This window comes from Streptomyces poonensis (genome assembly GCF_014650915.1).
Lineage (GTDB): Bacteria > Actinomycetota > Actinomycetes > Streptomycetales > Streptomycetaceae > Streptomyces > Streptomyces poonensis.
In genome coordinates, this window is record NZ_BMVW01000001.1 from 576,409 (window position 1) to 601,885 (window position 25,477).

Below are 25,477 nucleotides of genomic sequence, written 5' to 3' on the forward strand. Positions count from 1 at the left end.
GGACGACACCCGAACGCCTGGACACCCACGCGCGAACACGTCACCGTGACAGAAGCGCGAGTGCGCGCGACAGCGAACCGTCGGCAGGCCGAGAAAGGGAAGGCCGGAAGGCCGGAGAGGCCGAGGGCCGGAGGAGTGAGCCGCCGCAGCGTGTGCCTCAGCCGCGGCGGGAGCGGACGTCAGCCTGGGCGCTTGCCCGGCCGAAGGTCCACGGCGCTGCTCACCGGGCGGGGTTCCCCCCGGTCCCGGGCACGGGGAACGCCCCGGTCGCGCGACGTGTGATCTCCCCGTACACCTCGGGGTCCGTCGTGTACTCGCCGAGCACACAGGTCTTGCGGCTGCCGTGGTAGTCCGAGGAGCCCGTGGTGAGCAGGCCCAGTTCCTTCGCGAGGCCCCGCAGCCGCGCCCGGGTCGCCGGGTCGTGGTCCATGTGGTCGACCTCGATGCCGTCGAGGCCGGCGGCCGCCATCTCGGCGATCGCGGACTCCGGTACGGTGCGGCCGCGCTTGGACGCGCCCGGGTGCGCGAAGACGGCGACGCCGCCCGCGCCCTTGATAAGCCGGATGGCCTCGAAGGGGTCGGTCTCGTGCTTCTCGACATGGGCCCGGCCGCCGTCGGCCAGCCAGTCGCCGGTGAAGGCGTCGTCGACGGACGGTACGACGCCGAGTTCGACGAGGGCGCTGGCGACATGAGGGCGGCCCACGGAGCCGTCACCGGCGATCCGCGCGACCTGTTCCCAGGTCACCGGGACGCCCAGCTCGTTCAGCCTGGCGATCATGCCCTGGGCGCGCGGCACCCGGTCGTCCCGTACCAGCTCGCGCTCGGCGAGCAGCGCGGGCTCCTCGGGGTCGAAGAGGTAGGCCAGCATGTGCATGCTGACGCCGTCGATACGGCAGGAGAGTTCGGCGCCCGTGACCAGCGTGAGCCCGTCGGGCAGCGCGGCGATCGCCTCGGCGTACCCGCGGGTGGTGTCGTGGTCGGTGAGCGCGACGACGTCCAGTCCGGCGGCGGCCGCGTTCCGCACCAGCTCGGCCGGGGTGTCCGTACCGTCGGAGGCCGTGGAGTGGCAGTGCAGGTCGATACGCACGACACGGGCTCCAGGCGGCGAGGGAACGGAAGAGGCTGGTCAAGGATAACCGGCGTCCGACCTCACATGTCACAGCCGCACCTCGGCTACGCCCCCTACGACTGTCCGGCCCTCGTCACGGCTCCAGAATCCGCGGAGACAGCGCCCCGCACGGCAGCAGATCGACCTCCGCCCCCGCGTCCCGCAGGTCCGTCAGGACCAGTTCGTCGTACATCAGCATGCCGGACTGCTCGGGCCAGACGATCGCCCAGAGCCACAGTCCGAGCGCCTCCCCGGCGAAGACGGCACGGTCGTCGGGGGTGCCGGAGACATGCCAGAGGGGGGTGGGGCGGCCGGCCGCCAGAACCTTGGCCTGGGGCGGCTTCTCGACATTCATGTAGGGGCCGGGGTCGGGGCCGTCGATGCCCGCGTACCGTGCGCCGAGCCCCACGCCCAGTTCCTCCGCGATGAGCAGCAGCTCGCCGATGCCGCCGAGCGGTCCGGGTCCCGAGCAGGCCACGGCGGTGGCCCGGCCGCCGCTGCGGTCGTCCCCCGCGAAGGCGGCGCCGGTGAACAGCCAGCCGACGGGCAGCGGCCACGGCATCCACACGGGCACCTGGGCGCGGTGCACCACGACACTGAGGGCCTCGACGCTGGGCGGGATCACGGGCTGCAGCGGATGCACGGTGCCGTGCACATCGCACTGCCAGGAATCGGCGAAGAGGCCGGGAGCCCTGACCCGGCCACCACACTTCGGGCAACTGGGTTCGCCCCTCATAGGGCCCAACGGTCCTACCCGTGCCCGTTCCCGTCAAGGACGATCACCCGTCCGGACGGACCCCGTCACCCGGGAAACTAGATGTATCTTGCATTAATTAGCCTGCCTAACTTATCCTGTGCATGTACCAACCAACGCTTGGTTCACGAAGACCTCTCTTCGTCCAAGCGACCATCCCTTCGTTCATGGAGGACAGCCATGCGCAGCAGCGCAGGAGGCACCGACGGAAAGGTCGGGGAAACCAGGACAGCCGGGGAGGATCCGCTCGACGCGGGAGCGGGCGGCCTGCTGCGGCAGCCGAAGGCCGTGTGGGCGACCGCCGGAGCGTCCGTCGTCGCCTTCATGGGCATCGGGCTCGTCGACCCGATCCTGCCGTCCATCGCCAAGGGCCTCGATGCCACGCCCAGCCAGGTCTCGCTCCTCTTCACCTCGTACTTCCTGATCACGGCCGTCGCGATGCTGGTGACCGGCTTCGTCTCCAGCCGGATCGGCGGCCGCAGGACCCTGCTGCTCGGACTCGCGTTCGTCGTGGTCTTCGCGGCCCTGTCGGGCACGTCCGGGTCGGTCGGCGAGCTGGTGGGCTTCCGCGCCGGATGGGGCCTCGGCAACGCGCTCTTCGTCTCCACCGCCCTCGCGGTCATCGTCGGAGCGGCGGCCGGGGGCAGCGCGGCGGCGATCCTGCTGTACGAGTCCGCGCTCGGCCTCGGCATGGCGTGCGGCCCGCTGCTCGGAGCGCTGCTCGGGAACGCCAGCTGGCGCTATCCCTTCTTCGGCACCGCGTTCCTGATGGCGGTCGGCTTCCTGTGCATCACGGCGTTCCTGAAGGAGCAGCCGAAGCCCGCCCGGAAGACTTCGCTGCTGGATCCGGTCAAGGCGCTCGGCCACGGCGGCCTGGCCTCCGCGGCCGTGTCGGCGTTCTTCTACAACTACACGTTCTTCACCGTGCTGGCCTTCACGCCGTTCGTGCTGGACATGACGCCGTACAAGTCGGGTGCCGTCTTCTTCGCGTGGGGTGTGCTGCTCGCCGTCTTCTCGGTGCTCGTGGCCCCGCGCATGCAGCGGCGGTTCGGCTCGCTGCAGGTGCTCGGCGGCTCCCTGGTGCTGCTCGCGGCCGACGTGCTGGTCCTCGGCTACGGCAACCACACCACGGCCGTCGTGTGCACGATCCTGTCCGGCGCGTTCATCGGCGTGAACAACACCGTCTACACCGAGCTGGCACTCGGTGTCTCGGACGCGCCGCGGCCGGTGGCGAGCGCCGGGTACAACTTCGTGCGGTGGTTCGCCGCGGCGGCGGCACCGTACTTCGCGCCGAAGATCGAGGAGTGGACCGACGTCCACATCCCCTTCGTCGTCGCGGCGGTCACGGCCGTGGTGGGCGCCCTCGTCGTCCTCGTACGGCGGCGCGCGCTCGTACACGAGACCGAGGAACACCAGCCGCAGCACGCCACCGAGGACGGGGTCGCGGCCTTCGCCGAGTGAGCGGGCGCGTGTCCTGCGCTCAGGTCAGCGACACCGACGCACGGCCCGGATCACGCAGGTCCGTGCCGTGCGTCAGCCAGCGCTCCTGGAGGGCCTGGGCGCCGTGCACCCGCTTCCAGGCGGCCTCGTTCGGCGTCATGGGCAGCAGGGGCAGGAACCGTACGGGATCGGCGGGCGCGTCCAGCTCCAGGTCCTCCACCAGGCCGCCGGACTCGGCCACCAGCACCGAGGTGAACGGGGCGCCCGGCCACAGCGGCCCACCGACGTCGAGAGAGGCGCCGGGTGCCACCACCAGGCCCTCGACCTGCGGGGACGCGGCCAGCACGGCGAGCGGGCGGAGCACCTTGTCGGTGTCGGCGCCGGTGCCGCGCCGTACGGTCAGGACCAGCTCGGCGCGCGGTCCCTTCACCGGGTCGGCGAGCACCGCGGTGGGGTCGGACATCGGCTGGGCCGACATGCCGAGCGTGGCGTAGCGGACGAGGTCGTCCTCGGTGAAGCGCAGCACCTCGATACGGTCCGCGCCGAGGAAGGTGACCGCGGCACGCGCGTCCGGCTCGCCCAGCGCGCTGCGCAAACGGGCTTCCACCAGAGGAAGAACATCAGCCATGCGCCGAGCATAGAACTCGTCAGCAACAGGCAAAGCGAGACCTTGACACTTCGGTCGGCTGATACGCTTGACCGCCGGTCGGGGCAGCACGAGAAGGCCGCCGCCCAGGTCCCTGAACACCGGGACCGGAGAGCCGCCTTCGGGCCCCACCGCACTGAGACTCCCCTGCGGGGACCCTACGGGCCCTGGGGAATGGATCGTCCCTCACGGGGGACCGGCCGGAGGAGGTGGGGTTGCCATGGATCGAAGTCGACCGTGCAGTACCACCCGCTCTTCCGGCATCTGAGTTCCGTCACTCGGGTCTCGAGTTCCGTTACTCCGGCTGTCGCCGTCGCCTCGTCGGCTGTCGCCTCCCGCACTCGCGTCACGCTGCTCGTCATCGCGTCGCCGGTGCACGACGGAAGAGCACTTCGTACCGCCTGATCCGACCGATCGATCCCTCGGACACCGCCGACCGGCCCGACGCCCCGCCGGGTCCCGCGCCGCTCGCGGTGGTTCTTCCGAAGCATCCGTTCGATCCGTCCGATCTGTCTTGATCTGTATCAAGCGAAGCCGCCACCGCGACGGTGCGGTGCTCCCCGCTTTGTGGACGTGCCAAACTTCCGCCCCTCCCGGCAGACCGGGAAGAGGACGGGAGGACGGGAAGATCCCGCGCAGGACGTCTTCATTCCGGGTAGTTCCAGCCGCCGCAGGAGGCCTTTCGTCGCGAAGGAGCCTGCCATGTCGATGATCCGTGATCTGCGTGCCGCGGTCCGGCCCTCCCGTCCGTCGTTGCGCAAGGACGCCGGCGGGTACGAGGCACACGGCACCGCACCGGCCGCCGAGAGCAACTCGGCCGTCGTGGACTGCGCCGTCTACCGGGACGGCGCCCGCGTCACCGACCGGCGCGACCTGGCGCCCGGTGAGGCGATCCGCCAGGTGCGCCGGGACGGGGGGTTCGTCTGGATCGGCCTGCACGAGCCGTCGGAGTCGGAGTTCGCGGGCATCGCCGCCGAGTTCGGGCTGCACCCGCTGGCGGTGGAGGACGCGGTCCACGCCCACCAGCGGCCCAAGCTGGAGCGGTACGACGACACCCTCTTCACGGTCTTCAAGACCATCCACTACGTCGAGCACGACGAACTGACCGCGACGAGCGAGGTCGTGGAGAGCGGTGAGGTCATGTGCTTCACCGGACGGGACTTCGTCATCACGGTGCGGCACGGCGGGCAGGGCTCGCTGCGGGCGCTGCGGCACCGGCTGCAGGACGACCCCGAGCTGCTCGGCAAGGGCCCCTCGGCCGTGCTCCACGCGATCGCGGACCATGTCGTGGACGGGTACATGTCGGTGGCGGACGCCATGCAGGACGACATCGACGAGGTGGAGACAGAGGTCTTCTCGCCGGGCCGCAAGGGCACCCCGCGCGGCACCGACGCGGGCCGGATCTACCAGCTCAAGCGCGAGGTGCTGGAGTTCAAGCGCGCGGTGTCGCCGCTGCTGCGGCCGTTGCAGCTGTTGAGCGAGCGCCCGATGCGGCTGATCGACCCCGACATCCAGAAGTACTTCCGGGACGTCGCCGACCACCTGGCCCGGGTGCAGGAGCAGGTCGTCGGCTTCGACGAGCTCCTCAACTCGATCCTCCAGGCGAACCTGGCGCAGGCGTCCGTCGCGCAGAACGAGGACATGCGGAAGATCACCTCCTGGGCGGCGATCATCGCGGTGCCGACGATGGTGTGCGGCGTGTACGGGATGAACTTCGACTACATGCCGGAGACCGGCTGGAAGTACGGCTACCCCGTGGTCCTGGGCATCACGGTGGCGATCTGTCTCGGCATCCACCGCACGCTGAAGCGCAACGGCTGGCTCTGAGCGGGGCGCCCGGCGCTCGTTAGGCTGGCCCCATGACCGTGACCGACACGCTGTTCGAGCGGGCCCTCGTCGAGGAGTCCACGAAGAAGTCCGGGCTGATCTGGGTCGAGGCCCCGGGCAGGCCCGCGCGTCCCCTGTGGCACGTCTGGCACGAGGGCGCGGCGTGCGTGGTCGGCGACGGTCCCGGCGAGCAGCCGCTGACCGGCCTGGCCGACGGCGGCGACGCGGTGGTCACGGTCCGCAGCAAGGACAAGGGAGGCCGCCTGGTCACCTGGGAGGCCCGGGTGACGCAGCTCGCCGCGGGGTCCCCCGAGTGGGACGCCGCGGTCGGCGAGCTGAAGGGCAAGCGGCTGAACGCCCGCGACGGCGAGGCCGTGCCGGAGCGCTGGGCGCGCGAGTGCCGGGTGCTCCGCCTGGAGCCGGGCGGCACCGTCCGGCCCCTGCCCGACTCCTCCCTGGCCGCGCCGCCCCTGCCCACCCCGGCGACGACGCGCCGTCCGGTGCCGGCTGCCCTCCCCCGCCTCCTGCGGAAGAAGAAGCGCGGGCGCCGCTAGGGCCCTTCTGATGGCTCTTGGCCGGACATCATCCGGCCAGTCGGCGCTACGCGACGTGACGCGCGAGGCGTCGACTGCCTCGTCAGGCCTGCCCGTAACCGCTCAGGGACGGTTTCAAGAGCCGTCGGAGACGGCGTAAGTGTGCTGTTCGGACGGAGACCGAGCACTACGACGACGGCAACTGCTGCCCGTAGTCCACGACTTCGTCCTCCGACGGCTCCTCCAGAGCGAAGTCCTCACCCCAGTCGGTGAGCCTGATCGTGCCCGCGTCCCCGGCACGGACGAGCCGGAGCGGGTACGGGGAGCCCTCCAGGGAGACGTCGAGGGTGCCGCCGGAGCCGGCGTCGCCGGTGATGCGGATCGTACGGACCCCGGACTGCTCGCGGCGCCCGTCCGTCGTCAGCTTCCCGTGCAGCGTGAGCAGGCCGTCCAGCAGGTCGTCCTTGTCGGTGAAGCCGCTGAACCGCTGGTACACCGGGTCGTCCGCCGGCACCTTCACGAACATTCCGCTCAGCTTCTCCGCGGCCTTCGCGTCCGCGCCGCCGTCGCCCCCGTCGCTCCCGCCGCCGTCCTCGCCGGCCCAGAACTCCTTGCCGGCCTTGAGGAACAGCTGCTCGCCGATCCGCAGCAGCTGGAAGGTGGAGCCCTGGGACGTCAGCGAGCCGGTGCCGCCGTCCTCCGCGAGCCGCATGTCGAGCTTGTACGTACGGCCGTTGCTGACCACCGTGCCCGACAGCCGTACGGTGTCCGCCGCCTTCGCCGCCGCCTTGGTCCTGCTCTGTATATTCGTCGCGGGCAGCTTCCCGACGCCGTTCGTGCCCGCGTCGGGATCCTCGCCGCTGCACCCCGTCAGCCCGGTCCCGGTCGCCACCAGCGCACACACCGCGCTCACCATCGCGGCCCTTCGGGTACGGGTCAGCACAGTCACAGGTGGGACACCTCTCGGACAGGGGTACTCAACGGCGTACGGCAGCGTACCGGGGTCCCGGGCGCCCGCCGGAGGCAGTCCGTCCGCTCTGCTCACCAGGGCGTACCCAACGGGGACGGGCTAGCCTGAAGCCCACCTCACGGACAGTCTCCTGGAAAGGAAGGCCTCGACGACCATGGCGGCAGGCGCGCCCCGGATCTTCGTCTCCCATCTGGCCGGCATCGCCGTCTTCGACCCGAACGGCGACCAGGTCGGCCGGGTGCGCGACCTCGTCGCGATGCTCCGCGTGGGCCGCAGGCCGCCCCGGCTGCTGGGACTCGTCGTGGAGCTGGCCACCCGGCGTCTGATCTTCCTGCCCATGACGCGGGTGACGGGCATCGAGTCCGGACAGGTCGTCACCACGGGCGTGCTCAACGTCCGGCGCTTCGAACAGCGCCCCACCGAGCGGCTGGTCCTCGGCGAGCTGCTCGACCGGCGTGTCACGCTCGCGGAGACCGGCGAGGAGGTGACGGTGCTCGACATCGCGATCCAGCAGCTGCCCGCCCGCCGGGAGTGGGAGATCGACCGGGTGTTCGTACGGAAGGGCGGGAAGAAGGGTGCCTTCCGGCGCAACAAGGGCGAGACGCTGACCGTCGAGTGGTCGGCGGTCAGCGGGTTCTCGCTGGAGGAGCACGGACAGGGCGCCGAGAACCTGCTCGCCACCTTCGAGCAGCTCCGCCCCGCCGACCTCGCCAACGTGCTGCACCACCTGTCCGCCAAGCGCCGCGCCGAGGTCGCCGCCGCCCTCGACGACGACCGTCTCGCCGATGTGCTGGAGGAGCTGCCGGAGGACGACCAGATCGAGATCCTCGGCAAGCTGCAGGAGGAGCGGGCCGCGGACGTCCTGGAGGCCATGGACCCCGACGACGCGGCCGACCTGCTCTCCGAGCTCCCCGAGGAGGACAAGGAGCGGCTGCTCAGCCTGATGCAGCCGGGTGACGCGGCCGACATGCGCCGGCTGATGGCGTACGAGGAGCGCACGGCGGGCGGTCTGATGACGACCGAGCCGGTCGTGCTGCGGCCCGACGCGACCGTCGCCGACGCGCTCGCCCGCGTCCGCAACCCCGACCTCTCCCCCGCGCTCGCCGCCCAGGTGTATGTGTGCCGGCCACCGGACGAGACCCCGACCGGCAAGTACCTGGGCACCGTGCACTTCCAGCGGCTGCTGCGCGACCCGCCCTACACGCTGGTCGGCTCGATCCTCGACGACGACCTGCAACCACTGGACCCGGACGCCGCGCTGCCGGTGGTCGCCGGGTTCTTCGCTGCGTACGACATGGTCGCGGCGCCCGTCGTGGACGAGAGCGGCTCGCTGCTCGGCGTGGTCACCGTGGACGACGTGCTCGATCACATGCTGCCCGACGACTGGCGGGAGACCGAGTTCCACCTGGACGAGGGGGCGACCGCCGATGGTTCCTGAGCGGGACGGACGCACCGAGACACGCGAGCGGACCTCCTCCGCGGCCCGGGAGCGGGCCGTGCCGGGCAGCCGGGAGCGCATGCCCGCCGGGGCGACGGCGACCTCACGGTCCCGGGTCCGGCTCGACCAGCCACTGGCGCGCCGCCGCCGGCTGCTGCCCGAGTGGGACCCGGAGGCCTTCGGGCAGCTGTCGGAGCGGATCGCGCGGTTCCTGGGCACCGGGCGGTTCATCGTCTGGATGACCGTCGTCATCATCGTGTGGGTGGTGTGGAACATCGCCGCACCCACCGAACTGCGATTCGACGAGTACCCGTTCATCTTCCTGACCCTGATGCTGTCGCTGCAGGCCTCCTACGCGGCCCCGCTGATCCTGCTCGCGCAGAACCGGCAGGCCGACCGCGACCGGGTCAACCTGGAGCAGGACCGCAAGCAGAACGAACGCTCGATCGCGGACACGGAGTACCTGACCCGGGAGGTCGCCGCACTGCGCACGGGCCTGGGCGAGGTGGCCACCCGCGACTGGATCCGCTCCGAACTCCAGGACCTCGTCAAGGAGCTGGAGGAGCGGCTGCGCGACGAGCACCCGAACGGGCACACGAGCGGCCTCCAGGGCGGTCCCGGTGACACCCGCGCCGTATTCCCGGACGGGACCACGCGCGCGCGTGACATGGACGACCGCTGACGGGGCTCCCTGGGTGAGCGCGGGGCGCCGTACCATCGTTGGCATGGCTACGGAAGACGCGGTGCGCGAAGCACTGGCGACGGTGAACGACCCCGAGATCAACCGACCCATCACCGAGCTCGGGATGGTCAAATCGGTGGAGATCGGTGCGGACGGAGCGGTCGCGGTCGCCGTGTACCTGACGGTCTCCGGCTGCCCGATGCGCGACACGATCACGCAGCGCGTGACCGACGCGGTCTCGCGGGTCGAGGGCGTCACGCGCGTCTCCGTCGAGCTCGACGTCATGAGCGACGAGCAGCGCCGTGAGCTGGCGTCCGCGCTGCGCGGCGGCCAGGCCGAGCGCGAGGTCCCGTTCGCCAAGCCGGGCTCGCTGACCCGGGTGTACGCCGTGGCCTCCGGCAAGGGCGGCGTCGGCAAGTCGTCGGTGACCGTGAACCTGGCGGCGGCGATGGCGGCGGACGGCCTGAAGGTCGGCGTCGTGGACGCGGACATCTACGGCCACTCCGTGCCGCGCATGCTCGGCGCCGACGGGCGCCCCACCCAGGTCGAGAACATGATCATGCCGCCGTCGGCCAACGGGGTGAAGGTCATCTCGATCGGCATGTTCACCCCGGGCAACGCGCCGGTCGTCTGGCGCGGCCCGATGCTGCACCGCGCGCTCCAGCAGTTCCTCGCGGACGTGTTCTGGGGCGACCTCGACGTGCTGCTGCTCGACCTCCCGCCGGGCACGGGCGACATCGCCATCTCGGTGGCGCAGCTGGTGCCGAACGCGGAGATCCTGGTCGTCACGACCCCGCAGCAGGCGGCGGCCGAGGTCGCCGAGCGGGCCGGCTCCATCGCCGTGCAGACCCACCAGAAGATCGTCGGCGTGGTCGAGAACATGTCCGGCCTGCCCTGCCCGCACTGCGGCGAGATGGTCGACGTCTTCGGCACGGGCGGCGGCCAGCTGGTCGCCGACGGCCTGACCCGGACCACCGGCGCGACGGTTCCGGTCCTCGGCTCCATCCCGATCGACGTCCGGCTGCGCGAGGGCGGCGACGAGGGCAAGCCCGTCGTCCTCACCGACCCCGACTCGCCGGCGGGTTCGGCCCTGCGGGGGATCGCGGGCAAGCTGGGCGGCCGTCAGCGGGGCCTGTCGGGCATGTCGCTGGGGATCACCCCGCGGAACAAGTTCTGAGCCCTTCCGAGGTCTTCCGTACGACGACGGGCGCGCTCCCCGCATGGGGAGCGCGCCCGTCGTCGTACGGCGAGCCGCCGGCTAGGCGTACGCCCCGATGTCCCTGATCATGGCGAAGCCCAGCCCGTAGGCGCTCATGCCTCTTCCGTAGGCCCCCAGGTGGACGCCTTCCCGGGTGGAGCCCGCGAGGACCCAGCCGAACTCGGACTCGCGGTAGTGGAAGGGCGTGGGCTCCCCGTCCACGGGGAGGGAGAGCGTGGACCAGGCGGCGCCGTCGAGGTCGTCCGCGAGCTCCCACGCCGTCTCGGTCTGCTGTTCCAGCCAGTCGTCGCGCAGGCTGTGGTCGATCTGCCCGGGCCAGGTGCGGGACAGCAGTCCCACACCGGCGAGCCAGGCCGCGGAGGAGACCGTGGTGGCCTCCAGGACGCCCGTGCCGTCCGGACTCCGCCGTACGGGGTTGGCGGCGACGGTGACCACGACCGCGAAACGCTCCGCGTCGGCGGTGGACTCGCCGCGGAGCGAGGGCTCGTCACCGTGCCCTATCGAACCGTGCTCGACGGTCCCGTCGGCCCCCGTGCCGACCGGCGTCAGCCAGCGCGGCCCCGTGAAGGCATCGTCGAGCCCGTACCACGGGAAGGGCGCCAGCAGGTAGCCGTCGACCGTACGCCGGGCGGAGGGGGCCCGTTGCCCGCCCTCCGCGGCCGGCGCCTGCGCGCCCACCCGACTTGTCGTCTCCATCTGCCCGGACGCCTCCTCGCTCTCGTCGGACCTGAGCGGCCCGCCCCCCTCGGGCGTCCTCGCTCCCACCTCGTACGGTCCGCACAACAACTCGGCAGCATAGTCACAGTGCTTCGAGCCCCAGGGAACACGCCCGGCGCATGCGGCGCATACGGGGGCGTGTTCACGCCGTGCAGGGGCTTTCGTAAGTATGACTCGCGTCACGTACCGAAGGGGCGTACGACACCGGCCAGCGAACCATGGCGCGACTCGGGTGCGACACTTCAGGCCCCGGAGGTGGAGAGTGTGCGCCGGGGAACCACGTACGTCCAGGGAAGGCTCGTACGGACGGTCAGGCGCGTACAGACGAGACGGTCAGGCAGGTACGGCCGGTCAGGCGTGTGCGCCGGGGGCGTGCCCCTCGCGGGGCGCCCGTGCAGGGCTCCCGCGGCTCAGGTGGCGTCCGCGTCGAAGGGCGGGCGCTCGTCGGGGTCGGACTTCTGCGGCTTCTTGGTCATGTCCACGGTTCCACCGCTGGACGACCCGGCCGATCCGGACGAGGACGCCGGGGAGGACCCGGCGGACGACTCGGAGTCACGGCCGTGCACCGCGTCGGTGATCTCGGCCATTTCCTTCTTCAGGTCGAAGCCGTTGCGGATCTCCTTGATGCCCAGGTCGTCGTTCTCCAGCTGCTTGCGGATGAACGTCTTGGGGTTGAGATCCTCGAACTCGAAGTCCTTGAACTCCGGTCCGAGCTCCTGCCGGATGTCCTGCTTGGCGTTCTCGGAGAACTCGCGGATCTTGCGGATGGTGCGGGTGACGTCCTGGATCACCTTCGGCAGCTTCTCCGGACCGAAGACGAGCACGGCGAGGACGATGAGCGTCACCAGCTCGAGTCCGCCTATGTCATTGAACACCTGAAGCTCCTTGCGATGTCCTCGGCCCTGTCCAGCGGCCCTCGGCAGGTCTTCCAGGTCCGGGCCGGATCCACGGTACCCGGCGTTCCCGTCTGTCCGGTACTGCCATGGGGCTCCGGGATTCGTGCGTACGGCCAGGTTTTCCGTGAAGTTCACGGTTCTGAGCGGGTCAGGGACGTGTTCTGTGAAGTTCCTGTCAATCGGGATCAATGAGGTCGATGCGGTCGGTGGTGCTCGCGCTGCCCGGTCTCCCCCCGCTGCGGACACCCTCGCTCCGGCCACCCTCGCTCCGCCCGGCTCAGTCCCCGTCGGAGGAGCCGAGGACCAGGGTGACCTTGCGGTCCCGGCCGTCGCGCTGGACGGTGAGTTCGAGCCGGTCGCCCGGGCGGTGGGCGCGGATCTTGACGATGAGCTCCTCACCAGAGTGCACACGCCGGCCGTCGACCTCGGTGATGATGTCGCCCGCCTCGACACCCGCCCGGTCGGCCGGTCCGCCCGCGCCGACGGAGGGCCCGCCGCCGTCGCCCTCGGTGCCGACCCGGGCGCCGTCGCCCGAGTAGTCCATGTCGAGCGTGACGCCGATGACCGGGTGGGTCGCCCGGCCCGTGTTGATCAGCTCCTCCGCGACGCGCTTGCCCTGGTTGATGGGGATGGCGAAGCCGAGCCCTATCGAACCGGCCTGTCCCTCCACGTCGGAGCCGTTGCCGGCCGACCGGATGGCGCTGTTGATGCCGATGACGCGGGCGCTGGAGTCGACGAGGGGGCCGCCGGAGTTGCCCGGGTTCATGGGGGCGTCGGTCTGCAGGGCGTCGACATACGACACGTCGCTTCCGTCACCCTTCTCGCCGCCCGCGGTGATGGGCCGTTCCTTGGCGCTGATGATGCCGGAGGTGACCGTGTTGGCGAGGTCGAAGGGAGCCCCGATGGCGACGACGGGGTCGCCGACCTGGACGTCGTCGGAGTTGCCGAGCGGCAGCGGCTTGAGCCCGCTCACTCCGGCCACCTTGACCACGGCGAGGTCGTACCCGCTGTCCCCGCCGACGACTCTGGCCTTCGTGGTCTGGCCGCCGCTGAACGTCACCGTTATCTCGCCGCCGTCACCCGCGGGCTCCACGACATGGTTGTTGGTGAGGATGTGACCGCGCCCGTCGAGTACGAAACCGGTGCCGGTGCCCTGCGCCTCCGTACCGCTCACATGCAGGGTCACCACGCTGGGCAGCGCGCTGGCGGCGATGCCGGCGACGCTGTCGGGCGCCCGTCCCTCGGCTCCCTCCGTGGCCTGGGGAAGCTCCACCTCGCCCAGGCCGCCGTTCCGCTCCAGGTACGCGCCGACGGTGCCGCCGACCCCGCCGGACACGAGCGCGAGCAGTACGGCACCCAGGACGAGGGTCTTTCTGGCCCGCCTGCGGCGCTGGTCCTCGCTGGGGACCGCGGCGCCGCTCTGCTGGAGGGGAGCCTGGGCCGCCGCCCAGGGGTCGTAGTTCCGCCAGGGGTCGTGGGGTGGGGGTGCCGTTCCGACGGCGGCCGGATGCGGCGGGGCCGGGACCGAGGATGGAGCCGGGACCGAGGGCAAGCCCGGGACCGATTCCACGGCCGGGGCCGGGGCCGAGGGCGGGGCCGAGGGCGGGGCCGGGTAGGGAGCGGGGCCTCTTCCGGAGGGCGCAGACGGCAGAGGCGTGGAGGACGCAGGCGGCACAGGCGTGGACGGTACGGGCGGCACCGTCGCCGACGGCGTGGACGGTACAGCCGCCGGTGCGGGCGGCACCGTCGCGGAGGGCGGCGCCTGCGGGTCCGGAGGCGGTGCCGTCGCCGGTACGGCCGTACCGTGCGCGGAGGTGGTCGCCGGGTGCTGGACCGGAGGCGCGGGCGCCCAGGGGCCGGGTGCGCCGTAGGGCGGGGTGCTGTGGGGGTCGGGGTCGTGCAGCGGCGCGGGCCGCTCCAGCTCGAAGTCGCCCTCGGAGCCCGTCTCGTCACGCGAGGGGGTCCCGGCGGGGTGCGCCGGCTCGGCGTCGCCCGGAGACCGATCCGCCGCGGACGGCTGATCCACCGTCGGCTCCGCCCCCGCATCCTGCGGTCGGGGGCGGCTCCACCACTTCGCCTTCGGGGGCTTCCCCTCGTTCATGCTCTCCCCACACCTGACCCGCGGCAGAAGTCGCCGACGGTGACCGCAGATAGTCGGTTCCGCGCCCGCGGCATGCCCCGGCGGACGCGGCCCACCATGGATTCAACCAGGTTCCCGGGCCGCGGCGCAGAGGGCCGGTTCAGGGAAGCGGGGAAGAGCCGAGCGGGGGCGACGTGAGCAGGACCGGAGCCGTGAGGGGCGGTGTCATGAGGCCCGACGCCGCCCGCCAGATCGGCTCGGCCGGCGGGGGTGCCGTGAACGGGCGTATGAGCGGGGACATCGCGGCAGTACCGGCCGGCACTGGTGTACCCAGCGGATGCACCTCCTGCGGGACCCGGATCGCCGGAGCGGGAACTCCCGGCAGCAGGGGCGCCGAGACCACGGTGGACACCACGGGGGTGGCGCCGGTGAACTGCCGGCCCTGCCCGAGCAGCGGGCCGGGGGTTCCCCGGCGGCGCTGACTCTCGGGAACGGTGGCGGCGCCCGTGCCAGCTGTGCGCATCGGCGTCACATTGCTTCCGGAGCCCGGTCCGCCGCGTGCCTCCGTCGTGTCGCCCGCTCCTCCGGTGGACACCCCGGCGAGGGCGATCGCGGCCAGGGACACGGCTCCGGCCGCGGCGAACGCGAACCGCATCCCGCGCGAGGCCGGGCGGTCGGCCTCGGGACGGCTGACACGGTGGATGCGAAAGCCGCGCTCACCCGTGAAGGCGACGTCGAGCCGACCGCCGTCCCGGTCATGGACCGCGGCGGGTGCACCACCGCCGACGAACCCCGGGCCATCGGCAGGGCCCGGCCCGTCACGCAGATCCGAACCGTCACGCAGGCCCGAACCTTCACGCAGGCCCCAACCGTCACGCAAGCCAGAACCTTCACGCAGGCCCGAACCGTCACGCAGGGCCGGACCATCGGAGAGACGCGAACCGCCGGGGAGATCCGGGTTGCCGGGCAGACGCCGGCCGCCGCGGGGACCCGGGCCCTCGACCGGCCCCATGCCATCGGCCGGACCCTGGTCGACCGGGCCCCGCTCATGCACGGGCCCCTGTTCGCCGAGGAGCCCTGACCCGCCCGACGGGTCCCGGCGGCCGAGGAGACCACGCTCCTCCGAGGGTGAGAGGGCACTGGTGTGCGGCCCCGACGGCACATAGCCGAAGGGGTCGCCCTTCACTCCGAAGACCCCGGTTCCGCGGGGGAACCCGGGCCTTCCGGACGGGCTCCGCAGTCCTCCGCCGAAGCCTCCCCCGACCGGCGGCGTGCCGCCGCCGTCGATGCCACCTCCCCCGGGGAGTCCCTGGAGACGGGCCAGGAAGCTCTCGGAGGGGGACGGCGGAGCCGCTTCCGCGAACACGTTCTTCAGCCGGCGCTGTGCGTCCGCCTCCGCCTTGCACTTGGGACAGGTGGCGAGGTGCGCGAGGACACGCTCACGCGCCTCATGGCCGAGCTCTCCGTCCACCAGGGCGGAGAGCCGGTCCCCGAGGTGCTGGTCGGCGACGCGCCGCTCGCCGGGATTGGGCCGTGATCCACTCACGCGGTCGCGCCTCCTCCTCCCAGCGCGGGCACACCGGTCAGCGCGAAGCCACGGCGCTCGGCGCGGGCCTCCGGCGAACGGTGCGCGAGAGCCTTGCGCAGCTGGGAGCGGCCGCGGTGGATCCGGGAGCGGACGGTACCGAGCTTGACGCCGAGGGTCGCGGCGATCTCCTCGTACGACAGCCCCTCGATGTCGCAGAGCACCACGGCGGCGCGGAACTCGGGCGCGAGGGTGTCGAGGGCCTGCTGGACGTCCGCGTCGAAGTGCGAGTCGTTGAAGACCTGCTGCGGGGACGGCTCGCGGCTGGGCAGGCGCTCGGCAGCGTCCTCGCCGAGCGCGTCGAAGCGGATGCGCTGCTTACGGCGCACCATGTCCAGGAAGAGGTTCGTGGTGATGCGGTGCAGCCAGCCCTCGAAGGTGCCCGGGGTGTACGTCGACAGGGAGCGGAAGACCCGGACGAACACTTCCTGGGTCAGGTCCTCGGCGTCGTGCTGGTTACCCGTCAGACGGTAGGCGAGGCGGTAGACCCGGCCGCTGTGGGTGCTGACGATCTCCTCCCAGGTGGGCGGAGTCCACGCCTGTGCGTCCGCGTCGGCGAAGGTCGCGGTCGATACGGAGTCGTTGGCGTGGCGCTGGTCAGCGGTGTCGTTCACGGATTTCGGCCTGCCCGCCGACCCGAGAAAGCGCCGGAGCGCTCCTCCCCGATCCACACGCGCGGCCGCACCTCCCCTGTCGGCTCTGGTGGTGTCCAGTGGAGCCCCTACCATAGCCACCTCGCCCGTTAGCTCCGGATAAGCGGTTTTACGAAAATTTGATACACGCTGACCCGGCTCATGCGGCTCCGTCAGCACTTGCTCGTCGACCTCTTCCATCCACTTCCCCCGCCTGCGATCCACACCCCCTCAAACGACCGGTCCCATCTGCGGGTTCCCGGCGTCAACGGATACAGTCACGCCCAGGCAACCACGGGACAGGAGAGGGTCATTACCGGCAACCGGCAGACGAGCTGGGCGTTCGCCGACGCCTATGTCGCCGAGGACGAAGCGCTGCTCTGGGCCCGCGACCGGGCCCGCGAGGCGGGGCTGCGCTCGGTGACGCCCGGCACGGGCGCCGCGCTGCGCCTGCTGGCCGCCTCCGTGGACGCGAAGGCCGTCGCGGAGATCGGCACGGGGTGCGGTGTCTCCGGTATCCATCTGCTGCACGGAATGCGGCCCGACGGGGTGCTCACCACCGTCGACACGGAGCCGGAGCACCAGCAGTTCGCCCGGCAGGCCTTCCGCGAGGCCGGATTCGCCAGCAACCGGGCCCGCTTCATCCCCGGCCGGGCCCTGGACGTCCTGCCCCGCCTCGCGGACGCCGGCTACGACCTCGTCTTCTGCGACGGCGACCGCCTGGAGTCGCTGGAGTATCTCGCTGAATCGTTGCGCCTGCTCCGCGTGGGAGGCCTGGTCGTCTTCGAGGGCGTCTTCGCGGGCGGCCGCACCGTGGACTCGGGCCCGCAGCCGACGGAGGTCATACGCGTCCGGGAGCTGCTGCGCACCGTCCGCGAGAGCCAGGACCTGGTGCCGTCGCTGCTCCCGGTGGGCGACGGACTGCTGTGCGCGGTGAAGCGCCGACGCTGAGGAAGCCGGGGAGAGCTGGAAGAGCCGGACAAGTCGGAAGAGCCGGGAGAGCCCGGCGAGCCCGGAGACCTCGCGGAGAGACCGCTGCCCCGGCACCGCGTCTCGGTGCCGGGGCAGCTGAAAGAGTATGGTCGCGTCCGCCCGTCAGCCGACGACCTTCTTGAGGGCGTCGCCGAGCGCGTCGGCCTCGTCAGGGGTCAGCTCGACGACGAGCCGACCGCCGCCTTCGAGCGGAACGCGCATGACGATGCCCCGCCCCTCCTTGGTCACCTCGAGCGGGCCATCGCCCGTCCGCGGCTTCATGGCCGCCATGCTCGTTCCCCTTCCTGAAACCAGCTCATCGTCAGCCGACGGCCCCAGAAGGGCATGCGCGCACCCGGATGGGGCACGCGACACCGGCATCGAACACATTGCTTCCAAGCCATTATCCCGCATCGCAGGACCCGATGACCAACATCAGTCGGCATCGCTTGAGCAACGCGCGCGAGCAAAACCACTCAATTCGGCGATGTGGCTGCGATACTGCGCCACCGCAAGAAGTTACGCCACTCTTCCGCTCAGCGGAATTGTTTGACACAGGTCACATGTCCGTTCCGCGCCACCGCCGATGATCTCCGCCATGCTGTGCTGAGACGCAGGACGTACCGACCGGTACGCCTCAGCCGCGAAGACGGAGGGGATCCGCCATGGCCGACACCGTGCTCTACGAGGTGAGCGACGGGCTCGCGACGATCACGCTGAACCGCCCCGAGGCGATGAACGCCCTGAACGTCGAGACCAAGGTCGCCCTGCGGGAGGCCGTCGAGTCCGCCGCCGCGGACGACGCCGTACGCGCCGTGCTGCTGACGGCCGCCGGGGACCGGGCGTTCTGCGTGGGCCAGGACCTCAAGGAGCACATCGGGCTGCTGGCCGCCGACCGGGAGCGCGGCTCCGGGCAGACCATGAGCACCGTCCGTGAGCACTACAACCCCATCGTGCGGGCGCTGACAGGGATGGCGAAGCCCGTGGTGGCGGGTGTGAACGGGGTCGCGGCCGGGGCTGGCTTCGGCTTCGCGCTCGCCGCGGACTACCGGGTCGTCGCGGAGACGGCGTCCTTCAACACCTCGTTCGCCGGGGTCGCGCTGACCGCCGACTCCGGCATCTCGTGGACGCTGCCGCGGGTCGTCGGCCCCTCGCGCGCGGCCGACCTGCTGCTCTTCCCGCGGAGCATCGGCGCGCAGGACGCGTACGAACTGGGCATCGCGAACCGTGTCGTACCGGCGACGGAGTTCGCCGAGGAGGCCGCGAAGGTCGCCCGTGCCCTGGCCGAGGGGCCGACCCTGGCGTACGCGGCGCTGAAGGAGTCCCTCGCGTACGGGCTGTCCCACTCGCTGGACGAGGCGCTGGACAAGGAGGACGAGCTGCAGACGCGGGCTGGGTCCTCCGAGGACCACGCGATCGCGGTGCGGGCGTTCGTCGAGAAGGAGAAGCCGAAGTACCTGGGGCGGTGAGCGAGCGATGAGGCGCGCCCGGCGGAGTCCGCACCGCCGGGCCGGTGCGTCCAGGCCGGTGCGTCCAGGCCGGTGCGTCCAGGCCGGTGCATCCAGGCCCGTGCGTCCAGGCCCGTGCATCCGAGCCGGTGCATCCGGTCGGCGGCCCCTTTCGCTTCCCCGCCGCGCGCTGCCCCCGCCCCGCGCGTCAGCCGCGCCGTGCCACGCAGTCCGCGAGGTGGTCGTCGACCAGGCCGCACGCCTGCATCAGCGCGTACGCCGTCGTGGGGCCCACGAAGCGCAGGCCGCGCCGCTTCAGGGCCTTGGACAGCGCGGTCGACTCGTCGGTGACCGCCGGGACCTCGGTGAGGGACCTCGGGACCGGGCGCGAGGCCGGGTCGGGGGCGTGGGACCAGATCAGCTCGTCCAGCTCGCCGGGGGACCACTCCGCCAGCACGCGCGCGTTGGCCAGCGTGGCGTCGATCTTGGCACGGTTGCGGATGATGCCCGGGTCGGCGAGCAGACGGGCCCGGTCGTCCTCGGTGAAGGCCGCCACAGAGGTGATCTTGAAACCGTCGAAGGCCGCGCGGAAGCCGGGCCGGCGGCGCAGGATGGTGATCCAGGACAGGCCGGACTGGAAGGCCTCCAGCGACAGCCGCTCGAACAGCGCGTCGTCGCCGTGGACCGGGCGGCCCCACTCCTCGTCGTGGTACGCCACGTAGTCCTCCGTGGACAGGGCCCACGGGCAGCGCAGCGCGCCGTCGGGCCCGGCGAGGGCGGCGCTCACCGGCCCTCCCCCTCCTCCGGCTTGCGCAGCGAGGCGGCCGTGGGCGCCACCGCGGCGCGGGCGCCGGCGAGGGCGGCCTCCAGGTCGGCGATCCGGGCGTCCCGCTCGGCGAGTTCGGCGCCGAGGCGGCCCAGCGCGTCGTCCACGTCCGCCATGCGGTACCCGCGCGCGACGACCGGGAGACGGAGCGACTCCACGTCCGCGTGGCTCACCGGGCGGCCGTACGGCAGGGCGTCCTGGAGCTGCTCGGGCGCCGCCTCGGGCAGTGCGCCGCTCTCGCCGCCGCCCACCACGGCGAGGGTCACCGCGGCGACCACGACGGCGAGCGCGACGACCAGGAACAAGAACATCAACATCGCTGGGGTCCCCACGCTCGTGGCCGGCGCGCAGCGCGCCGGCGCGGAAGTGCCCGGCCGGCCGTGTCGCGTCCGGCCGGGCCGAAGCCGAATGTGTCAGGGTCCGATCGTGCCATGCGAGTCGGACAGTTAGGGTCGCAGGCGGCCAAGCAACGGGACGTACTGGGAGAGGTCACAGCAGATGCTCAGGCTGGGCAATCGGGAATTCGGCGCACACGAGCCGGTGATCATGGCGATCGTGAACCGGACACCCGACTCCTTCTACGACCAAGGGGCCACCTTCCGCGACGAGCCGGCGCTCGCGCGCGTGGAGCAGGCCGTGACCGAGGGCGCCGCGATCATCGACATCGGCGGGGTGAAGGCCGGGCCGGGCGAGGAGGTCACGGCCGAGGAGGAGGCGCGGCGGACCGTGGGGTTCGTGGCGGAGGTACGGCGGCGCTTCCCCGACGTCGTCATCAGCGTCGACACCTGGCGGCACGAGGTCGGCGAGGCGGTCTGCGAGGCGGGGGCGGATCTGCTCAACGACGCGTGGGGCGGCGTCGACCCCAAGCTGGCGGAGGTCGCGGCGCGGTACGGCGTGGGGCTGGTGTGCACGCACGCGGGCGGCGCCGATCCGCGGACCCGGCCGCACCGGGTGACGTACGACGACGTCATGGCCGACATCCTGCGGGTGACCGTGGGACTCGCCGAGCGCGCGGTGGCCCTCGGGGTGCCGCGGGAGTCGGTGCTCATCGATCCCGGGCACGACTTCGGCAAGAACACGCGGCACAGTCTGGAGGCCACGCGGCGGCTGGACGAGATGGTCGCCACGGGGTGGCCGGTGCTGGTGTCGCTGTCCAACAAGGACTTCGTGGGGGAGACGCTGGACCGGCCGGTGAAGGAGCGGGTGCTCGGGACGCTGGCGACGACGGCGGTGTCGGCGTGGCTGGGGGCGCAGGTGTACCGGGTGCACGAGGTCGCGGAAACGCGGCAGGTACTGGACATGGTGGCGTCCATCGCGGGGCACCGGGCGCCGGCGGTGGCGCGACGGGGGCTGGCGTGACGGTGGGGTGTCCCTCGCCCCCGCCGCCCCTACCCGTCCCATCTCCAGGGGCTGCGCCCCTTCGACCCGCCAGGGGGCTGCGCCCCCTGCCCCCGCTTCGGGGCGGCGCCCCGCACCCCGCTCCGGGGGCTTTCCCCCGGACCGCCGTCCTTGAGGGCTCTGCCCCACACCCCGACCCAGGGCTACGGGCCCCACACCCCCATCCCCACACTCCACCCCACCTCCGCCCCTCAAGCGCCGGACAGGCCGATCTTCAGCCCGTCCGGCGCTTGAGGACGAGGCCGTCCAGGCCGGCAGCGGGGGCCGGGGGCGGCAGCCCCCGGGGACAGGATGGGTAGGGTCGGCGGGGGCGAAGAACCCCTCGGTTACCTCCCCGCCTCCTTCGACACCAGCGCCACCGCCTCGTCCACGTCGTCCGTCAGGTGGAACAGCAGGAGGTCCTTCTCCGCGGCCTTGCCCTGGGCCACCAGCGTGTTCTTCAGCCAGTCGACCAGACCGCCCCAGTACTCGGTGCCGAAGAGGACGATCGGGAAGCGGGTGACCTTCTGGGTCTGGACGAGGGTGAGGGCCTCGAAGAGTTCGTCCAGTGTGCCGAGGCCGCCCGGCAGGACCACGAAGCCCTGGGCATACTTGACAAACATCATTTTTCGGACAAAGAAGTACCGGAAGTTGAGACCGATGTCGACGTACTGGTTGAGACCCTGCTCGAAGGGCAGCTCGATACCGAGTCCGACCGAGACGCCGTGCGCATCGCAGGCGCCCTTGTTGGCGGCCTCCATCGCACCCGGTCCGCCACCGGTGATCACGGCGAAGCCCGCCTCGACCAGACCGCGCCCGAGGGCGACCCCCGCCTCGTACTCGGGAGAGGTCCGCGGCGTCCGCGCGGAGCCGAACACGCTGATCGCGGGCGGGAGATCGGCGAGCGTGCCGAAACCCTCGACGAACTCCGACTGGATGCGCAGGACGCGCCACGGGTCCGTGTGCACCCAGTCGGAGGGGCCGCCCGTGTCCAGCAGCCGCTGGTCCGCCGTGCTGGACTGGACCTGATCCCGCCTGCGCAGTACCGGGCCCAGCCGCTGCTCCTCCGGTGGCTGCTGCTTCCCCTCGGGGTTGCCGGTCGCCATGTCCGCTCCCTCCGCCGTGCCGTCTTTCCACCTCAGCGTAGATCGACGCGGGTTACGGACGGGGGACGTGCGCATGTCCGCAGTTCACCTGCGTACGGCACGGCCGGTGGCGTACCGCCAGGACGTCAGGCCGTCAGCCACGCCCTCAGCCGCTCCTCGCCCGCGAGGACCTTCCACACCTCTACCCGCTCGTCCCGCTTGTGCGCCAGATGCGGGTTGCCCGGGCCGTAGTTGACGGCGGGGACGCCGAGCGCGCTGAAGCGTGAGACGTCCGTCCAGCCGTACTTGGGCTGCGGGGTGCCGCCGACGGCCTCGACGAAGGCGGCGGCCGCGGGGTGGGAGAGGCCGGGCATCGCGGCGCCGCTGTGGTCGTCGACCACGAACTCCTCCACACCGCAGCCGTCGAAGACCTCACGCACGTGCGCCAGCGCCTCGGCCTCGCTGCGGTCCGGCGCGTAACGGAAGTTGACCGTCACCACGCACTCGTCCGGGATGACGTTGCCGGCCACACCGCCCGAGATGCGCACCGCGTTCAGGCCCTCCCGGTACTCCAGGCCGTCGATCACCGGGTTGCGCGGCTCGTAGGACGCGAGGCGCGCCAGGATGGGGGCCGCCGCGTGGATCGCGTTGGAGCCCATCCAGCTGCGGGCGGAGTGGGCGCGTTCGCCCTTGGTCTTCAGCAGGACCCGCAGGGTGCCCTGACAGCCGCCCTCGACCTGGCCGTCGGACGGCTCGAGGAGGACCGCGAAGTCGCCCTCCAGCCAGTCCGGGTGCGCCTCGGCCACGTGCTTGAGACCGTTCAGCTCGGCCGAGACCTCCTCGTTGTCGTAGAAGACGAAGGTGAGGTCGCGGTTGGGGGCGGGAACGGTGGCGGCGATGCGGAGCTGCACCGCCACGCCCGCCTTCATGTCGCAGGTGCCGCAGCCCCACAGCACGCCGTCGTCGTCGAGCCGCGAGGGCACGTTGTCCGCGATGGGGACCGTGTCGATGTGCCCGGCGAGGATGACGCGTTCAGCGCGGCCGAGGTGCGTACGGGCGACGACGTTGTTGCCGTACCGGTCGACCGTCAGGTGGGGCAGCGTGCGCAGCGCGGCCTCGATCGCGTCCGCGAGGGGCTTCTCGGTGCCGCTCTCGGAGGGGAAGTCGACGAGCTGCGCGGTCAGCCGCGCGGCGTCCAGGGTGAGGTCAAGCGGGGTGTCGGCCATGGCGACGACCCTAACGCCCCGCCCTGCCGCACCCCACCTGGTCCCGGTCTCGTCCGGACCCCACCTCGTCCCGGTCTCATCCTGACCCCACCCGGTTTTCCACAGGCTCACCCGGCTCTGACACAACTCTCCAGTAATTTGTACGCGTGCCGAAGCAGTCCCCCACTCCTCGCCGTCGCCGTGGCCGCCTCCTCCGCCGTGGCGCGTCCCTCGCCGTGCTCCTCGCGCTCGCGGGGTATCTCGCGGTGCAGTACGTCACCGGAGGCACCGGTGAGCCGCGGTGCGTGGTCGTGTCCGGAAAGGGCGACGGCGCGTCGTACGAGTTCACCCCCGAGCAGGCTGTCAACGCGGCCACGATCTCGGCCGTCGGCACCGCGCGCGGCATGCCCGAGCGGGCCGTGACCATCGCGCTGGCGACCGCGCTCCAGGAGTCGGGCCTGCGCAACATCGACTACGGCGACCGGGACTCGCTGGGCCTGTTCCAGCAGCGCCCGTCGCAGGGCTGGGGCACCCGGAAACAGATCATGGACCCGGCGTACGCGGCGGGCGAGTTCTACGCGCACCTGGCCGAGGTGCCCGGCTACTCGCGGCTACCGCTGACCGTGGCGGCGCAGCGCGTGCAGCGCAGCGGCTATCCGCAGGCGTACGCGAAGCACGAGCCGGACGCCACGCTGCTCGCCGCCGCCCTCACGGGCCGCGCGGCGGCCACGCTGACCTGCGAGGGGCGCCCCGACACGACCCCCGACGGCGGCCCGGACGCGGTACGGGCCGCGCTGGTGCGGGACTTCGGCCGCGAGGTGCTCCAGCCGGCCGCCGCCGATGTCGGTTCGGCCGATGCCGGTTCGGCCGACGCCGCCGCCACTCCGTCGCCCTCCCCGAGCCCCTCCGGGCCCGCCGCGGCCACGGACGCCGGCACGGTCACCGTCCCCGTACGGACGACGGACATCGCCTCAGAGACCGCCGTCCGACGGCACGGCTGGGAACTGGCCCACTGGGCCGTGGCCAACTCCTCCGCGCTGCACATCGAACGCGTCTCCTATGCCGGCCGCGTGTGGGTCGCCGGCGGCGGTGCGGACGCGTGGCGCACGGCGGACGACGGCGGAACCGGAGGCTCCGCAGCGGCCGGCTCCTCCACCGCCGCGGTTCGAATCGTCACTGGACACTAGGCACGGCACTCACCCGCAGGTGGTACGTCCGTCACGTCCGGACGACGCCGCGCGCGGGTTTCCGGCGGTGCCGTCGGGAACCGTGAGAACCCTTGGGGGCAAAGGGCTGTAAGGGTTCGGCAGCCCTGTGCGAAGAGGTCTCTTTGCCCGTCTTTATCCGCAGCTGATTATGCGATGCATTGCCAATTCTTTACATCGGATCACCGCAACCTTCGCGGGCCTGGAGCGGTAGTCACTGCGTCCGAGCCAGGAACGATCAACTCCCAGCGATCAACTCCCCGAGAACGGCCGGGCATTACACCGTTCACCTCCCGTCGAAGGAGCACCATGTCCCTCCCCCTGACCCACCGGATCGCCCGTGCCGCGCTGCTCACCGCAGCGGGAGCGGCCTCGGTGGTCGGTGCGGCCGGCTCCGCGAGCGCAGCGCCCGAACTCCCCGCCGTCCCGAACGCCAGCGGCCTGACCGCCCCGGACACGTCGAACGTCACCGACGGCGTCGAAGGCGCGGCGAAGAAGGTCACCGGCCTCGCGGGCCAGAACGGAGGCGCGACCGTGAAGAAGGCGGTCCCGACCGTCGGCAAGACCGTCGGCAAGACCGTCAAGAAGACCGTCGGCAAGACCGGCGACAGGGCCGTCGGGACCGCGGCGCCGGTCGCCCAGGGCGCGACCGGTCACGCGACGGGCCCCGCCGGTGGCCTGGTCGGCGGCGCGACCGAGACGGTCGGCAAGGGGCTGTCCACCGAGGCCGTCGGCAACAGCCTGCCCACCCAGGGGCTGCCGACCCAGAACCTGCCGCTGAGCACCCTGCCGCTCGGCTGACGGGCCGCCGCACCACGGCAGAGCACGGTAA

The 25,477-nt window shown here is 71.9% G+C and carries 24 protein-coding genes and 1 pseudogene; 11 read left to right on the plus strand and 14 right to left on the minus strand.

Annotated features, from left to right (window positions below; genetic code table 11):
* Positions 1 to 220 precede the first annotated feature (220 nt).
* Both IE242_RS02510 and IE242_RS02515 read right to left on the minus strand, forming a co-directional pair.
* Positions 221 to 1,087 carry a PHP domain-containing protein gene (locus tag IE242_RS02510; RefSeq protein ID WP_189854815.1) on the minus strand — a complete coding sequence of 289 codons (867 nt, stop codon included), beginning with the start codon at positions 1,085 to 1,087 and terminating at the stop codon, positions 221 to 223.
* 115 nt (positions 1,088 to 1,202) lie between these two features.
* Positions 1,203 to 1,844, minus strand: a complete 642-nt coding sequence (locus IE242_RS02515; RefSeq protein WP_189854817.1) for a DUF6758 family protein — start codon at positions 1,842 to 1,844, stop codon at positions 1,203 to 1,205.
* A gap of 198 nt (positions 1,845 to 2,042) precedes the next feature.
* Here IE242_RS02515 and IE242_RS02520 point away from each other — a divergent pair, with 198 nt between their 5' ends.
* On the plus strand, positions 2,043 to 3,323 hold the full coding sequence (locus tag IE242_RS02520; protein WP_189854819.1) for an MFS transporter: 1,281 nt from the start codon (positions 2,043 to 2,045) through the stop codon (positions 3,321 to 3,323).
* A gap of 19 nt (positions 3,324 to 3,342) precedes the next feature.
* Here IE242_RS02520 and IE242_RS02525 read toward each other — a convergent pair whose 3' ends face one another.
* Positions 3,343 to 3,930, minus strand: a complete 588-nt coding sequence (locus IE242_RS02525; RefSeq protein ID WP_189854821.1) for a suppressor of fused domain protein — start codon at positions 3,928 to 3,930, stop codon at positions 3,343 to 3,345.
* Positions 3,931 to 4,650: 720 nt separating this feature from the next.
* Between IE242_RS02525 and IE242_RS02530 the strand changes: the two genes are divergently transcribed.
* Positions 4,651 to 5,775, plus strand: coding sequence for a magnesium and cobalt transport protein CorA (locus IE242_RS02530; protein WP_189854823.1), 1,125 nt, complete (start codon positions 4,651 to 4,653; stop codon positions 5,773 to 5,775).
* Between the two features lie 32 nt (positions 5,776 to 5,807).
* Complete coding sequence (locus IE242_RS02535) at positions 5,808 to 6,329, plus strand: hypothetical protein (protein ID WP_373299431.1); 522 nt, start codon at positions 5,808 to 5,810, stop codon at positions 6,327 to 6,329.
* Positions 6,330 to 6,495: 166 nt separating this feature from the next.
* On the opposite strand, the gene IE242_RS02540 is transcribed toward IE242_RS02535, so the two are convergent.
* A complete protein-coding gene (locus IE242_RS02540; RefSeq protein WP_189856328.1) occupies positions 6,496 to 7,224 on the minus strand; it encodes a hypothetical protein in 729 nt (242 codons plus the stop codon).
* A 208-nt stretch (positions 7,225 to 7,432) separates the two neighbouring features.
* On the opposite strand from IE242_RS02540, the gene IE242_RS02545 reads away from it, so the two are divergent.
* The 3 genes from IE242_RS02545 to IE242_RS02555 are packed head-to-tail and all read left to right on the plus strand — an operon-like array spanning position 7,433 to position 10,575.
* Complete coding sequence (locus IE242_RS02545) at positions 7,433 to 8,716, plus strand: magnesium transporter MgtE N-terminal domain-containing protein (RefSeq protein WP_189854825.1); 1,284 nt, start codon at positions 7,433 to 7,435, stop codon at positions 8,714 to 8,716.
* Entirely contained in the window at positions 8,706 to 9,398 is a 693-nt protein-coding gene (locus tag IE242_RS02550) for a DUF1003 domain-containing protein (RefSeq protein WP_373299432.1), read from the plus strand. The genes IE242_RS02545 and IE242_RS02550 overlap by 11 nt, the downstream gene beginning before the upstream one ends.
* A gap of 43 nt (positions 9,399 to 9,441) precedes the next feature.
* Positions 9,442 to 10,575, plus strand: coding sequence for an Mrp/NBP35 family ATP-binding protein (locus IE242_RS02555; RefSeq protein ID WP_189854827.1), 1,134 nt, complete (start codon positions 9,442 to 9,444; stop codon positions 10,573 to 10,575).
* Between the two features lie 81 nt (positions 10,576 to 10,656).
* Here IE242_RS02555 and IE242_RS02560 read toward each other — a convergent pair whose 3' ends face one another.
* The 5 genes and pseudogenes from IE242_RS02560 to sigE all read right to left on the minus strand — a co-directional run bounded on the left by IE242_RS02560 (position 10,657) and on the right by sigE (position 16,623).
* Entirely contained in the window at positions 10,657 to 11,313 is a 657-nt protein-coding gene (locus IE242_RS02560; RefSeq protein ID WP_189854829.1) for a hypothetical protein, read from the minus strand.
* A 431-nt stretch (positions 11,314 to 11,744) separates the two neighbouring features.
* Entirely contained in the window at positions 11,745 to 12,209 is a 465-nt protein-coding gene (locus IE242_RS02565) for a sec-independent translocase (protein ID WP_189854831.1), read from the minus strand.
* A gap of 298 nt (positions 12,210 to 12,507) precedes the next feature.
* Positions 12,508 to 14,331: a S1C family serine protease gene (locus IE242_RS02570; RefSeq protein ID WP_189854833.1), complete on the minus strand. Its 1,824-nt coding sequence runs from the start codon at positions 14,329 to 14,331 to the stop codon at positions 12,508 to 12,510.
* A 1,090-nt stretch (positions 14,332 to 15,421) separates the two neighbouring features.
* A pseudogene (locus IE242_RS02585) lies at positions 15,422 to 15,856 on the minus strand (anti-sigma factor family protein); the annotation flags it as partial.
* On the minus strand, positions 15,853 to 16,623 hold the full coding sequence (gene sigE / locus IE242_RS02590) for an RNA polymerase sigma factor SigE (protein WP_189854835.1): 771 nt from the start codon (positions 16,621 to 16,623) through the stop codon (positions 15,853 to 15,855). The gene sigE and the pseudogene IE242_RS02585, both read right to left, overlap by 4 nt.
* Before the next feature lie 66 nt (positions 16,624 to 16,689).
* Between sigE and IE242_RS02595 the strand changes: the two genes are divergently transcribed.
* Positions 16,690 to 17,478, plus strand: a complete 789-nt coding sequence (locus IE242_RS02595; protein WP_308436749.1) for an O-methyltransferase — start codon at positions 16,690 to 16,692, stop codon at positions 17,476 to 17,478.
* Between the two features lie 144 nt (positions 17,479 to 17,622).
* Here the strand turns inward: IE242_RS02595 and IE242_RS02600 are convergent, their stop codons facing one another.
* On the minus strand, positions 17,623 to 17,790 hold the full coding sequence (locus IE242_RS02600) for a DUF3117 domain-containing protein (protein ID WP_003966491.1): 168 nt from the start codon (positions 17,788 to 17,790) through the stop codon (positions 17,623 to 17,625).
* 374 nt (positions 17,791 to 18,164) lie between these two features.
* Here IE242_RS02600 and chcB point away from each other — a divergent pair, with 374 nt between their 5' ends.
* The gene (gene chcB, locus IE242_RS02605) at positions 18,165 to 18,968 is read left to right on the plus strand and encodes a 2-cyclohexenylcarbonyl CoA isomerase (RefSeq protein ID WP_189854837.1); all 804 of its coding nucleotides are present in this window, start codon (positions 18,165 to 18,167) and stop codon (positions 18,966 to 18,968) included.
* A gap of 187 nt (positions 18,969 to 19,155) precedes the next feature.
* Here the strand turns inward: chcB and IE242_RS02610 are convergent, their stop codons facing one another.
* Together IE242_RS02610 and IE242_RS02615 are read right to left on the minus strand one after the other, a co-directional pair.
* Entirely contained in the window at positions 19,156 to 19,734 is a 579-nt protein-coding gene (locus IE242_RS02610) for a DNA-3-methyladenine glycosylase I (protein WP_189854839.1), read from the minus strand.
* The gene (locus tag IE242_RS02615; RefSeq protein ID WP_189854842.1) at positions 19,731 to 20,090 is read right to left on the minus strand and encodes a DivIVA domain-containing protein; all 360 of its coding nucleotides are present in this window, start codon (positions 20,088 to 20,090) and stop codon (positions 19,731 to 19,733) included. The genes IE242_RS02610 and IE242_RS02615 overlap by 4 nt, the downstream gene beginning before the upstream one ends.
* A 181-nt stretch (positions 20,091 to 20,271) precedes the next feature.
* Here IE242_RS02615 and folP point away from each other — a divergent pair, with 181 nt between their 5' ends.
* The gene (gene folP / locus IE242_RS02620) at positions 20,272 to 21,132 is read left to right on the plus strand and encodes a dihydropteroate synthase (RefSeq protein WP_189854844.1); all 861 of its coding nucleotides are present in this window, start codon (positions 20,272 to 20,274) and stop codon (positions 21,130 to 21,132) included.
* A gap of 365 nt (positions 21,133 to 21,497) precedes the next feature.
* Here the strand turns inward: folP and IE242_RS02625 are convergent, their stop codons facing one another.
* Together IE242_RS02625 and dapE are read right to left on the minus strand one after the other, a co-directional pair.
* Complete coding sequence (locus IE242_RS02625; protein ID WP_189854846.1) at positions 21,498 to 22,256, minus strand: LOG family protein; 759 nt, start codon at positions 22,254 to 22,256, stop codon at positions 21,498 to 21,500.
* Positions 22,257 to 22,381: 125 nt separating this feature from the next.
* Positions 22,382 to 23,461 (minus strand): succinyl-diaminopimelate desuccinylase, encoded by a 1,080-nt coding sequence (dapE, locus tag IE242_RS02630; protein ID WP_189854848.1) that lies wholly within the window; start codon positions 23,459 to 23,461, stop codon positions 22,382 to 22,384.
* Positions 23,462 to 23,607: 146 nt separating this feature from the next.
* On the opposite strand from dapE, the gene IE242_RS02635 reads away from it, so the two are divergent.
* Both IE242_RS02635 and IE242_RS02640 read left to right on the plus strand, forming a co-directional pair.
* The gene (locus IE242_RS02635; RefSeq protein WP_189854850.1) at positions 23,608 to 24,627 is read left to right on the plus strand and encodes a heavy metal transporter; all 1,020 of its coding nucleotides are present in this window, start codon (positions 23,608 to 23,610) and stop codon (positions 24,625 to 24,627) included.
* Positions 24,628 to 24,954: 327 nt separating this feature from the next.
* The gene (locus tag IE242_RS02640; RefSeq protein WP_189854852.1) at positions 24,955 to 25,446 is read left to right on the plus strand and encodes an ATP-binding protein; all 492 of its coding nucleotides are present in this window, start codon (positions 24,955 to 24,957) and stop codon (positions 25,444 to 25,446) included.
* The last annotated feature ends 31 nt before the right edge of the window (positions 25,447 to 25,477 follow it).